The sequence below is a fragment of the Mycoplana azooxidifex genome (assembly GCF_014196765.1).
Classification (GTDB): Bacteria; Pseudomonadota; Alphaproteobacteria; order Rhizobiales; family Rhizobiaceae; genus Mycoplana; species Mycoplana azooxidifex.
On the sequence record NZ_JACIEE010000007.1, the window covers coordinates 65,948 to 78,528 of the forward strand.

At 65.8% G+C, this 12,581-nt stretch carries 9 protein-coding genes; all 9 read left to right on the forward strand.

The features are described from left to right. Nucleotides 1-219: 219 nt before the first annotated feature. The 9 genes from GGQ64_RS17030 to cysG all read left to right on the forward strand — a co-directional run bounded on the left by GGQ64_RS17030 (nucleotide 220) and on the right by cysG (nucleotide 12,571). Nucleotides 220-840 (forward strand): ANTAR domain-containing response regulator, encoded by a 621-nt coding sequence (locus GGQ64_RS17030; protein WP_183806514.1) that lies wholly within the window; start codon nucleotides 220-222, stop codon nucleotides 838-840. Between the two features lie 58 nt (nucleotides 841-898). Then, nucleotides 899-2,173 (forward strand): CmpA/NrtA family ABC transporter substrate-binding protein, encoded by a 1,275-nt coding sequence (locus tag GGQ64_RS17035; protein ID WP_183806841.1) that lies wholly within the window; start codon nucleotides 899-901, stop codon nucleotides 2,171-2,173. A gap of 354 nt (nucleotides 2,174-2,527) precedes the next feature. Then, the gene (locus GGQ64_RS17040) at nucleotides 2,528-3,826 is read left to right on the forward strand and encodes a CmpA/NrtA family ABC transporter substrate-binding protein (RefSeq protein WP_183806515.1); all 1,299 of its coding nucleotides are present in this window, start codon (nucleotides 2,528-2,530) and stop codon (nucleotides 3,824-3,826) included. Between the two features lie 53 nt (nucleotides 3,827-3,879). After that, a complete protein-coding gene (gene ntrB / locus GGQ64_RS17045) occupies nucleotides 3,880-4,773 on the forward strand; it encodes a nitrate ABC transporter permease (RefSeq protein WP_183806516.1) in 894 nt (297 codons plus the stop codon). A gap of 11 nt (nucleotides 4,774-4,784) precedes the next feature. Continuing rightward, nucleotides 4,785-5,582: an ABC transporter ATP-binding protein gene (locus GGQ64_RS17050; RefSeq protein ID WP_183806517.1), complete on the forward strand. Its 798-nt coding sequence runs from the start codon at nucleotides 4,785-4,787 to the stop codon at nucleotides 5,580-5,582. A 4-nt stretch (nucleotides 5,583-5,586) separates the two neighbouring features. Next, nucleotides 5,587-8,037 carry a nitrite reductase large subunit NirB gene (gene nirB / locus GGQ64_RS17055; protein WP_183806518.1) on the forward strand — a complete coding sequence of 817 codons (2,451 nt, stop codon included), beginning with the start codon at nucleotides 5,587-5,589 and terminating at the stop codon, nucleotides 8,035-8,037. A 5-nt stretch (nucleotides 8,038-8,042) separates the two neighbouring features. Continuing rightward, nucleotides 8,043-8,378 (forward strand): nitrite reductase small subunit NirD, encoded by a 336-nt coding sequence (nirD, locus tag GGQ64_RS17060; RefSeq protein WP_183806519.1) that lies wholly within the window; start codon nucleotides 8,043-8,045, stop codon nucleotides 8,376-8,378. Between the two features lie 67 nt (nucleotides 8,379-8,445). Then, nucleotides 8,446-11,100, forward strand: a complete 2,655-nt coding sequence (locus tag GGQ64_RS17065) for a nitrate reductase (protein ID WP_183806520.1) — start codon at nucleotides 8,446-8,448, stop codon at nucleotides 11,098-11,100. Beyond that, complete coding sequence (gene cysG / locus GGQ64_RS17070) at nucleotides 11,072-12,571, forward strand: siroheme synthase CysG (protein WP_183806521.1); 1,500 nt, start codon at nucleotides 11,072-11,074, stop codon at nucleotides 12,569-12,571. The genes GGQ64_RS17065 and cysG overlap by 29 nt, the downstream gene beginning before the upstream one ends. Nucleotides 12,572-12,581: the final 10 nt, after the last annotated feature.

The following is a 12,581-nucleotide window of genomic DNA, read 5'->3' on the forward strand; positions in this document are numbered from 1 at the left end:
GAGACGCTGCCTACCTAACCCCGCACGATGAAAAACCCGCCCGATCGCCTAAAGATTAGGCATTCTAAATAATGCTTGATTTTAAGGCTTTCATCGCGCATTCAATGGCGATGGCTCTGGAGCGGATTGCGCCCGGCGGGTAACAGGACGACACGGCGGGCATGTCACCTTTCCAAATCCCCCCTGTGGTGCGAGCATGGTTCGACGCCCTCGACACGAATGACCGGCAGTAGATCCGTGACCAGTCGAACCCCGAAGCCCGCGAGCCTCAGCGTCCTCGTCATCGATGAGAACAGCATCCGCGCCTCGATTATCGAGGTGGGCCTGCGCGAGGCGGGCTACGACAACGTCACCATCATCGACGACATGAACGGACTTGCGCGCCGGATCACGGAAATCAATCCGGACGTCATCGTGATCGATATCGAGAACCCGAACCGCGACATGCTGGAAAGCATCTTCCAGATATCTCGGGCGGTGAAGCGCCCGATCGCGATGTTCGTCGACAAGTCGGACGAGGATTCGATCGTGGCCGCCGTCGATGCGGGGGTCTCGGCCTATGTCGTCGACGGTTTGAAGAAGGAGCGCGTGAAGCCCATCCTCGAGATGGCGGTCAGCCGCTTCAACGCCTTCAGCCGCCTGCAGCGCGAACTTGCCGAAGCCAGGTCTGCCCTGGAGGAGCGCAAGATCATCGATCGCGCCAAGGGAATCCTGATGAAGATGCGCGGCCTTTCGGAGGAAGAGGCCTTTGCCCTCCTGCGCCAGACCGCGATGAACGAGAAGAAGAAAATCGCCGAGATTGCCCAAAGCGTGGTGACGGCAGCGGGACTGCTGATGTGACGACGGACGGCGTGCCGACCGGCATCGGGCGCCTTGGGCGGAGGAAACCGGAATGGTGATGACGATGAACGACAGCAACACGAGCGATCTGGCCGCTCCGCCCCGCACAGCGGACGAGGGATCCAGGGTCGTGCGGGCAGGGTTCATTCCGCTCGTCGACGCCTCGGTCCTGATCGCCACGGCGGAATTCGGCTTTGCCGAACGGGAGGGCATCAAGCTCGACCTCGTCAAGGATGTCTCCTGGGCGAACGTGCGCGACCGCCTGGCCTTCGGCCAGTTCGACGTCGCCCACATGCTCTCGCCGATGCCCGTGGCCTCCATGCTCGGCCTCGGATCCAATCCCTCGCCGACGATAACGCCCTTTTCGCTCGGGCGCGGCGGCAATGCGATCACGCTCTCGACGCGGCTGTTCGAACGGATGACGGCCACCGCCGGCCTGTCGGAAACGGCTGGGGCGCTCGAGAACGCGCGTGCGCTGGCGATGGTTATCAAGGACATGAAGGCACGCGGGGAAACGGTGCCGACGCTCGCGATGACCTATCCGTTTTCGTCGCACAACTACGAATTCCGCTACTGGCTGGCGGCCGGTGGCATCGATCCGGAATGCGACGTCAAGCTTGTGGTCGTGCCACCGCCGCTGACCTCGGACGCCCTTGCAGCCGGGGCGATCGACGGCTTCTGCGTCGGCGCGCCCTGGAACATGGTCGCCTCCGAGCGCGGCGTCGGCCGCATCGTCGCCGCCAAGCAGGACATATGGCCCTCCGCCCCGGAGAAGGTGCTGGGCATGCGGCCGGACTGGACCGAAAGCCACACGGAAACGGTCTCCCGGCTGGTCGTGGCGCTCGATGCGGCCGCGCGCTGGTGCGATCGGGTCGAAAACCACGACGCGCTTGCCGCAGCCCTCGCCGACCCGCGCTACATCGCCGCTCCCGTCCAGATCATCCGCCATGTCCTTGCCGGAGAATTCAATCTCGACGCCAAGGGGAACCGGCGCGTCATCGACGACTACTTCCGCTTCCATGGCGGCTTCGCCAACTATCCGCGCCCCAGCCAGGCCCTCTGGATCTACAGCCAGATGGTTCGCTGGGGGCAGGCCGAAATGAGCCCCGCCAACGCGCGCGCCGCCGCATCGGCCTATCGCCCGGACCTCTATCGCACGGCACTCGGGGGCGCGAGCGGACCGCCGGACGCCGATATCCGCATCGAGGGCGACAAGGACGGCGATCGCTTCATGGACGGCCACGTCTTCGATCCGGCGCACCTCGCCGACTACGTTTCCGGCTTTGCCGTGCGGAGCATCAGGCCGGCTACCCCAGGGACGGAAGACGCCTGACGTCTTCACTGCAATGCACAAATTGCTTGCACCTGCGAAGGGCAACCCCGCAGCATTCGCACAAAACATCGGCATAAAGCGCAAACGCATCGGAAACAGGCATTCCCGCAGACGCGATAGATTCTTCCTTTGTTTCAGTGCGTTAGAAAGCGCCTAGGAAACTGGCACACCGTTTGCAAAGCGTATTTCGCACCGGTCAACGGCGATCGGAGCAGGATGAACGCGCGATAGGCGTTCACAAAAGACATCGACGTCGCAAGGTTTTTGCAGTCCGGGATCCTCCCTCCCGACGACGCATCTGCCGAGCGGCGTTTTTTTATTCCCAAAATCCGGCACAAGCAGAGGGAACTCGGTATGCAGAAGACTTTCACGACCGGCATCACCCGTCGCGGCATCCTGAAGACGACGGCGACCGCAGCACTGATCACCGCCGTCCGCACCGCCTTCCCGTCCGGCGCCTTCGCGGCCGCCGCCACCCCGGAAGTCACCGGCGCCAAGCTTGGCTACATAGCGCTGACCGACTCGGCCCCGCTGATCGTCGCCAAGGAAAAGGGCCTGTTCGAGAAGCACGGCATGCCGGACGTGGAGGTGCTGAAGCAGGCCTCCTGGGGTGCCACCCGTGACAATCTCGTGCTCGGCGGCGCGGCCAACGGCATCGACGGCGCCCATATCCTGACGCCGATGCCCTACCTCATGCAGGCCGGCAAGGTGACCCAGAACAACCAGCCGGTGCCGATGTCGATCCTCGCCCGCCTCAATCTCGACAGCCAGGCCATCTCGGTCAGCAAGGAATACACAGAGACGGGCGCCGGCCTCGATGCCTCCAGGCTCAGGGAAGCCTTCGCCGCCAAGAAGGCGGCGGGCGGCGATGTCAAGGTCGCCGTCACCTTCCCCGGCGGCACGCATGACCTGTGGATGCGCTACTGGCTGGCAGCCGGCGGCATCGACCCCGACAAGGATGTCTCCGTCATCGTGGTACCGCCGCCGCAGATGGTCGCCAACATGAAGGTCGGCAACATGGACGCCTTCTGTGTGGGCGAACCGTGGAACGAACAACTCGTCAACCAGGGCGTCGGCTTCACCGCCTGTTCGACCGGCGAGATCTGGAAGGGCCATCCCGAGAAGGCGTTCTCCATGCGCACCGAGTGGGTCGAGAAGAACCCCAATGCCGCCAAGGCGATCCTCATGGCCGTCATGGAAGCGCAAGCGTGGTGCGACAAGATGGAAAACAAGGAGGAGATGGCGACCATCGTCGGCAAGCGCCAGTGGTTCAACGTTCCGCCGAAGGACATTCTCGGGCGGCTGAAGGGCGACATCAACTACGGAAACGGCCGCGTCGCCGAAGGCACCGACCTCTACATGAAATTCTGGGAAGGCCACGCCTCCTATCCCTTCAGGAGCCACGACAGCTGGTTCCTCGCCGAAAACATCCGCTGGGGCAAGCTCGCGCCAGACACGGACATCAAGACCCTGGTCGACCAGGTCAACCGCGAGGAGATCTGGCGCGAGGCCGCAAAGGACCTCGGCGTGGCTGCGGCCGACATACCGGCCACGAGCTCGCGCGGCAAGGAAACCTTCTTCGACGGCAAGGTCTTCGATCCGGAGAACCCCTCCGCCTATCTCGACAGCCTCGCGATCAAGGCGGCGTCGTGATGCGCCAACCTGGGTGCTCCCGCCACCATTTCCTTACTTTGAAGGACTGACCCATGCCCGCAACAGCCCGCAAGCAAACCATCGCAACGGCGCCAGCCAGTCCGTCGAACGGCCATGTCGTCGCCCTGCAGGTCCGCCCCCCCGCACGATACGACCTCGGCAAGATCGCCGCGTCGGTTTCGCGCAACGTCGTCCCGCCGCTGGTGGTTCTCGCCATCCTGCTCGCCATCTGGCAGGTGCTCTGTTCGTCGCCAACCGCCTCGCTGCCCTCGCCGCTCCAGGTCTGGCAAGAAAGCTACGACCTGATCGCCTATCCCTTCTTCAACTACGGTTCTCAGGACATCGGCCTCGGCTGGCGCGTGATCGTCTCGCTGCAGCGCGTCGCCTATGGCTTCGGCCTTGCCGCAATCGCGGGCGTCGTCATCGGCGCCATCATCGGGCAATCGGCCTGGGCCATGCGCGGCCTCGACCCGATCTTCCAGGTGCTGCGCACCGTGCCGCCGCTCGCCTGGCTGCCGCTGTCGCTCGCAGCCTTCCAGGACTCAAATCCGTCGGCGATCTTCGTGATCTTCATCACCTCGATCTGGCCGGTGATCATCAACACGGCCGTCGGCGTGCGCAACATTCCGCAGGACTATCGCAACGTCGCCCAGGTGCTGCGCCTGAACCAGCTGGAATTCTTCTGGAAGATCATGCTGCCGTCGGCAGCCCCCTACATCTTCACCGGCCTTCGCATCGGCGTCGGCCTGTCGTGGCTCGCGATCGTCGCAGCCGAGATGCTGACCGGCGGCGTCGGCATCGGCTTCTTCATCTGGGACGCGTGGAACTCCTCGCGCCTGCCCGACATCATCGTCGCCCTGGCCTACATCGGCGTCGTCGGCTTCGCCCTCGACAAGCTCGTGGCCGCCACCGGCCGCCTCATCACCCGCGGCGCTTCGGCCAATTGAGAGGATCGATCATGACCGCCTATCTCAAGCTCGACCACATCGACAAGCATTTCGACCGCGGCGGCGTTCGAGCCGAGGTGCTGAAGGGCATCAATCTCTCGATCTCCAAGGGAGAGTTCGTCTCGATCATCGGCCACTCCGGCTGCGGCAAGTCCACGCTGCTCAACCTCATTGCCGGCCTGACGCCGGTCTCAGTCGGCGCCGTGCTCCTGGAAAACCGCGAGGTCAACGAGCCCGGCCCGGAACGCGCCGTCGTGTTCCAGAACCACAGCCTGCTGCCCTGGCTTTCGGTCTACGAGAACGTCAATCTCGCCGTGTCCAAGGTCTTCGGCAACACGAAGAGCAAGGCCGAGCGCCATGACTGGGTCATGCAGAACCTCGATCTCGTGCAGATGGCGCATGCGAAGGACAAGCGGCCTTCGGAGATCTCGGGCGGCATGAAGCAGCGCGTCGGCATCGCCCGCGCGCTCTCCATGGAGCCCAAGATCCTGCTGCTCGACGAGCCTTTCGGCGCGCTCGACGCGCTGACCCGCGCCCATCTGCAGGATGCCGTCATGGAGATCCACGCCCGCCTCGGCAACACGATGGTGATGATCACCCACGACGTCGACGAGGCCGTGCTGCTCTCCGACCGGATCGTGATGATGACCAACGGCCCTGCGGCCAGGATCGGCGAGGTGCTCGACGTGCCGATCGCCCGGCCGCGCAACCGCATCGAGCTGGCCTCCGACCGCACCTACCTCAGGTGCCGCGAGGCCGTGCTGAAGTTCCTCTACGAACGTCACCGCTTTGTCGAAGCCGCGGAGTAAGACAATGGCTGAAAAACTCGTCATCATCGGCAACGGCATGGCGCCCGGACGCATGCTGGAGCACCTTTTCGAAAAGGCGCCCGGCCAGTATCAGGTTACGATCTTCAACGCCGAGCCGCGGGTCAACTACGACCGCATCCTGCTCTCGCCGGTGCTCTCCGGCGAGAAGACCTACGAGCAGATCGTCATTCACGGCGACGGCTGGTACATCGAGCATGGCATCACCCTCTACAAGGGCCACAGGATCGTCGCGATCGATCGGATCGCCAAGACGGTGACCTCCGACCACGGCGTGACGGAAAGCTACGACAAGCTCGTCATCGCCACGGGCTCCGTCCCCTTCATCATCCCTGTTCCCGGCAAGGACCTGCGGGGCGTCATCACCTACCGCGACCTCGACGACGTCGAGGCCATGCTGCTGGCCGCGCAGTCGCGCGAGAAGGCGGTCGTCATCGGCGGGGGCCTGCTCGGCCTCGAGGCCGCCGCCGGTCTTGCAAACCGCGGAATGGACGTAACCGTGCTGCACGTGATGCCGACGCTGATGGAGCGCCAGCTCGACCCGGCCGCCGGCTACCTGCTGCAGAAGGCGGTGGAGGAGCGCGGCATCGAGGTGATCTGCAAGGCCAATACCAAGCAGATCGTCGGCAACGGCAAGGTCGAGGGCATCGAGCTCGACGATGGCCGCATCATCCCGGCAACGCTGGTGGTCATGGCCGTCGGCATCCGCCCGAATGTCGGGCTTGCCAAGGACGCCGGCCTCGCCGTCAACCGCGGCATCGTCGTCGACGACGGCATGCAGACGTCGGACGGCAGCATCCTTTCAGTCGGCGAATGCGCCGAGGTTGGCGGCATGGTCTATGGCCTCGTCGCCCCGCTCTACGAAATGGCCCGCGTCGCCGCCTCGCATCTTTCGGGCGACACGTCCGCCGCCTTCGTCCACTCCGACACGCCGACGAAGCTGAAGGTCACCGGCATAGAGCTCTATTCGCTCGGCGACTTCGCCGATGGCGACGATCGCGAGGAGATCGTGCTGCGCGACGCCACGGCCGGCGTCTACAAGCGCCTGGTGTTGAAGGACAACCGGATCATCGGCACGGTTCTCTACGGCGAGACCGCGGATGGCGCCTGGTTCAACGACCTGAAGAAGAAGCAGACCGACATCTCGCAGATGCGCGAGACGCTGATCTTCGGACAGGCCTACCAGGGAGGGTCGCCGCTGGACCCTATGGCGGCCGTTGCAGCCTTGCCGGATGACGCGGAGATCTGTGGCTGCAACGGCGTCTGCAAGGGAAAGATCGTCTCGACGATCACCGCCAGGGGCCTGACGTCGCTGGACGACGTGCGTGCCCACACCAAGGCGTCCGCTTCCTGCGGCTCCTGCACCGGCCTCGTCGAGCAACTGATGGCGCTGACGCTCGGCGACAGCTACAACCCCGCCGCCGTCCAGCCGATGTGCACCTGCACCGAACTCGGCCATGACGACGTCCGCCGTCTGATCAAGGCGAAGGGCCTCAAGAGCATTCCGGCCGTCATGCAGGAACTGGAGTGGAAGACGTCCTGCGGCTGCGCCAAGTGCCGTCCGGCGCTGAACTACTACCTCGTCTGCGACTGGCCGGACGAATATGCCGACGACTACCAGTCGCGCTACATCAACGAGCGCGTCCACGCCAACATCCAGAAGGACGGCACCTATTCGGTCGTTCCGCGCATGTGGGGCGGCGTGACGAATGCGAAGGAACTGCGCGCCATCGCCGACGTGGTCGACAAGTACGACGTGCCGCTGGTCAAGGTCACCGGCGGCCAGCGCATCGACCTGCTCGGCATCGAAAAGGAAGACCTGCCGGCCGTCTGGGCCGACCTCGGCAAGGCCGGCTTCGTCTCCGGCCAGGCCTATGCCAAGGGACTTCGAACCGTGAAGACCTGCGTCGGCTCCGACTGGTGCCGCTTCGGCACGCAGGATTCCACAGGCCTCGGCATCCGCATCGAGAAGTTCATGTGGGGCTCCTGGACGCCGGCCAAGCTGAAGATGGCCGTCTCCGGATGTCCGAGAAACTGCGCCGAGGCGACCTGTAAGGACATCGGCGTCATCTGCGTGGACAGCGGCTTCGAGATCCATTTCGCTGGCGCCGCCGGCCTCGACATCAAGGGCACGGAGGTGCTCGGCCTCGTCAAAACCGAGGACGATGCGCTGGAGCACATCGTGGCCCTGACGCAGATGTACCGCGAGCAGGCCCGCTATCTGGAGCGCATCTACAAGTGGGCCAAGCGCATAGGCCTCGACGAGATCCGCCGCCAGATCATGGGCGATGCCGAAAAGCGCAAGGCTTACTACGAGCGCTTCGTCTTCTCGCAGAAGTTCGCCCAAGTCGATCCCTGGTCGGAGCGCGTCTCCGGCAAGGACAAGCACGAGTTCCGGCCAATGGCGTCGGTCGGGTTCAACGAGGCCGCAGAGTGAGGGAAATGAATATGAACTGGCACCCAATCGGCGACATCTCCGACATCCCCCTGCGCGGCGCGCGCTGCGTGAAGACGCCGCAAGGCAAGATCGGCGTGTTCCGCACGGCCGAAAACGAGGTCTTCGCCATCGAGGATCACTGCCCGCACAAGGGTGGACCGCTTAGCCAGGGCATCGTGCACGGCAAGTCGGTGACCTGCCCGCTGCACAACTGGGTGATTTCGCTGGAGACCGGCAAGGCGCTCGGCGCAGACGAGGGCGAGGTGCGGACCATCCCGCTGAAAAACGAGGACGGTAAGCTCTTCATCGCGCTCGAAAGCCTGATGATCGCGGCGGAGTGATGGTCTGATGCCGGCAATATCCCCCCCCTCTGTCCTGCCGGACATCTCCCCCTCAAGGGAGGGACGAATGCCCGTTGAAACGAAAACCACCTGCCCCTATTGCGGCGTCGGCTGCGGCGTGATCGCCCGCGTCGACGACGACGGCACCGTCTCCGTCAAGGGCGATCCCGACCATCCGGCGAACCTCGGGCGCCTGTGTTCCAAGGGCTCGGCGCTGGCCGAAACGCTCGACCTCGACGGGCGCCTGCTCCATCCCGAGATCGGGGGCCAGAAGGCCGGCTGGAACGAGGCGCTCGATCTCGTGGCCGGGCGTTTTGCGGACGCGATCGCCGCCCACGGCCCGGAATCGGTCGCCTTCTACGTCTCCGGCCAGTTGCTGACCGAGGACTACTACGTCGCCAACAAGCTGATGAAGGGCTTCATCGGCTCGGCTAATATCGACACCAATTCCAGGCTCTGCATGTCGTCCTCGGTCGCCGGCCATCGTCGTGCCTTCGGTGCCGACACCGTGCCGGGGACCTATGAGGACATCGAGCTTGCCGATCTCGTCATCCTGACCGGCTCCAACCTCGCCTGGTGCCACCCTGTGATCTACCAGCGGCTGGCCGCAGCCAAGGCGGCACGTCCGGGCATGAAGGTGGTCGTCATCGACCCGAGGCGAACGATGACGAGCGACATCGCCGACCTGCACCTTGCCATCCGCCCCGATGGCGACGTGGCATTGTTCAACGGCCTTTTGGCGCATCTGGCGAAGGGCACGGCGGTCGACGAGAACTGTGTCGCGGCCCACACGTCGGGTTTTGCCGATGCCTTTGCTGCCGCAAGCGCCATGACCTTTCCCGCGCTAGTGGAAAGGACCGGGCTTGGCGCCAGCGAGCTTCGCCAGTTCTTCGGCCTGTTCGAGCGGACCGAGAAGGTCGTCACCTGCTACAGCCAGGGCGTCAACCAGTCCTCCTCCGGCAGCGACAAGGTCAACGCCATCATCAACTGCCACCTGGCCACCGGCCGCATCGGCCGTCCCGGCATGGGGCCGTTCTCGCTGACCGGCCAACCCAACGCCATGGGCGGCCGTGAGGTCGGCGGGCTCGCCAACATGCTCGCCGCCCACATGACGATCGAAAGCGCCGCTGATCGTGACCGGGTGCAGCGTTTCTGGGGCTCGCCTGCGATCGCCACCCGGCCCGGGCTGAAGGCCGTGGACATGTTCGAGGCCGTGGCCGACGGCCGCATCAAGGCGCTGTGGATCATGGCGACCAACCCGGTCGTCTCCATGCCGGATGCGGACAGGGTCGAGGCCGCCATCAAGGCCTGCCCCTTCGTCGTCGTGTCGGATGTGTTGAAGACGACCGACACTGCCCGCCACGCACATGTTCTCCTGCCCGCCGCCGGTTGGGGCGAGAAGGACGGCACCGTCACCAATTCCGAGCGCCGCATTTCCCGCCAGCGCACCTTCCTCGACGCCGCCGGCGAGGCCCGTGCCGACTGGTGGCAGCTTTCGCAGGTGGCCCGCCGCATGGGCTTTGCCGGCTTCGACTACGCCTCGCCGGCCGACATCTTCGACGAGCACGCGAGACTGTCGGCCTTCGAGAACGACGGCAGCCGCGATTTCGACATCGGTGCCCATGCCGGGATCGCGCCGGCGGGCTATGAGGCCATGGAGCCCTTCCAGTGGCCGCAGCCGGCTGGCCACACGAAAGCGACAACCCGCTTCTTCGCCAAGGGCGGGTTCTACCATCCGGACGGCAGGGCGCGGTTCGTTGCCGTCGTGCCCGCCGAGACGGACCGCACCAGCGCCGCCTACCCGTTCACGCTCAACACCGGCCGCATCCGCGACCAATGGCACACGATGACGCGGACGGGAAAGAGCGCCCGCCTCTCCGCCCATATCGCCGAGCCCTTCGCCGAGATCCACCCGCGCGACGCCCTGGAAACCGGCATCGGCAATGCCGGTCTCGTCGAGATCGAAAGCCCGCGGGGCAAGGCGATCGTCCGTGCCCTCGTCACCGAGCGCCAGGCGCGCGGCAACGTCTTCGTGCCGATGCACTGGAACGACCAGTTCGCCGCGAAGGCCCGTATCGACGCGCTCGTGCCGCCGCTGACCGACAAGGTTTCCGGCCAGCCGGCCTCGAAGAACGTCGCCGTCGCCGTGCGCCCCTTCCCGGCCTCGACCTACGGCTTCGCCGTCGCCGTCACCCGGCCCGCAGCACCCGAGGCGGACTACTGGGCCATCGCCAAGGCCGATGGCGGGTGGCGGATCGAACTTGCCTTTACAACGCCGGCTAAGGACTGGACGGAATGGTGCCGCGCCACCTTCGCCATTCCGGACGACATCGAGCCGCTCGGCTATGCCGACCGCCGGACCGGGGACCTCCGGCTGGCCTTCTTCGATGGCGACCGGCTGCTCGCCGCCCTTTTCCTGGCGCTGGAGCCGGTGGCCGTGGCCCGCACCTGGGCAGTGTCGCAGTTGACCGCGGAGCATGGCGACCTGCGCAAGCGCTTCACCCTCGTCGCCGGGCGCCCCGGCGCCGACCGGCCCGACCCGGGCGCAACCGTCTGCTCCTGCTTCTCCGTCGGCGTCAACCAGATCGTCGCTGCCGTTCGCGACGGCTACCACACCGTCGAAGCTGTCGGCAAGGAGCTCAATGCCGGAACCAATTGCGGCTCGTGCCGCGCCGAGATCAGGGGGATCATCGATGGATGTCGTGCAGCCGCCGCGGAATGACAGCCCTGCCCGCATGGAGCCGCTTGCCAAGCTGCCGGTCTTCTGGTCGCTTCAGGGCAAGCGGGTCGTCATTGCCGGCGGCTCCGACGCTGCGGCGTGGAAGGCGGAGCTTCTGGCCGCCTGCGGCGCCGAGGTGCATGTCTATGCCGAAGACCTCGCCGAGGGCTTCGCGGCGTTGATTGCAGCGAGCGCGCCGACGGACGGCGGCAACGAAGTTTGCCCCGGCCGCTACGTCCATCATCCGCACACCTGGCACGCCGCCGTCTTCACCGATGCCGCGCTGGCGATCGCCAACTGCGAGGACGACGGCGCAGCCCGGGACTTCTTCAACGCAGCACGGGGGGCCGGCGTCCCCGTCAACGTCATCGACAAGCCGGCCTATTGCCAGTTCCAGTTCGGATCGATCGTCAACCGCTCGCCCGTCGTCGTCGCCATTTCCACCGACGGCGCAGCACCCATCCTGGCGCAGGCGATCCGCCGCAGGATCGAGACGCTCCTGCCGCGAAGCCTGAAGTCCTGGGCCGAGCTCGCCCAGTCGTTGCGGGAGCGCGTCAACGAAAAATTGCTCCCAGGCCCCCGGCGTCGCGCCTTCTGGGAGGGCTTCGTCGACCGGGCCTTCGCCACCATCGCTACGCCGGAGGAGGGCGCAGGCGGGGCGCTTCTCGCGGATGCCGAAAGGCTCGCGGAAGCCCCCGCCACAGGTCGCGTGACGCTTGTCGGCGCGGGGCCCGGCGATGCGGAACTCCTGACGCTCAAGGCCGTTCGCGCCCTGCAGGCAGCCGACGTCATCCTCTTCGATGATCTGGTCTCCGACGACGTGCTCGAACTCGCCCGCCGCGAAGCCAGGCGCATGCTGGTGGGCAAGCGCGGCGGCCGCGAAAGCTGCCGGCAGGAGGACATCAACGCGACGATGGTCAAGCTCGCCAAGGCCGGCAAGCGGGTGGTGCGGCTGAAATCCGGCGATCCCATGATCTTTGGCCGCGCCGGCGAGGAGATCGCCCATCTCGACCGCGAGAATATCGCCGTCGACGTCATCCCGGGCATCACGGCGGCAAGCGCCATGGCCTCGCGCCTCGGCATCTCGCTGACGCATCGCGACCATGCCCAGTCGGTCCGCTTCATCACCGGTCACTCGCGTCACGGTGGGCTGCCGACGGATGTGGACTGGCGCTCCGTCGCCGATCCGCGCACGACGACGGTGTTCTACATGGGCGGCCGCACCGCGGCCTTGATCGCCGACCGGCTGATCGCCGAGGGCCTGCCGCCTGTGACGGCCGCGATCGTCATCAGCGACGTCAGCCGGCCCTGCGAGCGCAAATGGAGCGGCACGCTCGCAAGCCTGTCGGACGGCATCGCCGAGATCGGCTACGACAACCCGGTCCTCATTGCCGTCGGCAGCGCGCTGGCCGCCCGCACGATCGCCGGCGATGGCCAGGTCGAGCCGCCGGCGCAGGCCAGGGCCACCGGCTGACGGCTGCCCG

Bases quoted from the DNA above. Each gene is read 5' to 3' on its own strand.
- GGQ64_RS17035 (WP_183806841.1), top strand. From the start codon at position 899: ATGACGATGAACGACAGCAACACGAGCGATCTGGCCGCTCCGCCCCGC.
- cysG (WP_183806521.1), top strand. From the start codon at position 11,072: ATGGATGTCGTGCAGCCGCCGCGGAATGACAGCCCTGCCCGCATGGAG.
- GGQ64_RS17065 (WP_183806520.1), top strand. From the start codon at position 8,446: ATGCCCGTTGAAACGAAAACCACCTGCCCCTATTGCGGCGTCGGCTGC.
- nirD (WP_183806519.1), top strand. From the start codon at position 8,043: ATGAATATGAACTGGCACCCAATCGGCGACATCTCCGACATCCCCCTG.
- ntrB (WP_183806516.1), top strand. From the start codon at position 3,880: ATGCCCGCAACAGCCCGCAAGCAAACCATCGCAACGGCGCCAGCCAGT.
- GGQ64_RS17050 (WP_183806517.1), top strand. From the start codon at position 4,785: ATGACCGCCTATCTCAAGCTCGACCACATCGACAAGCATTTCGACCGC.
- nirB (WP_183806518.1), top strand. From the start codon at position 5,587: ATGGCTGAAAAACTCGTCATCATCGGCAACGGCATGGCGCCCGGACGC.
- GGQ64_RS17040 (WP_183806515.1), top strand. From the start codon at position 2,528: ATGCAGAAGACTTTCACGACCGGCATCACCCGTCGCGGCATCCTGAAG.
- GGQ64_RS17030 (WP_183806514.1), top strand. From the start codon at position 220: ATGACCGGCAGTAGATCCGTGACCAGTCGAACCCCGAAGCCCGCGAGC.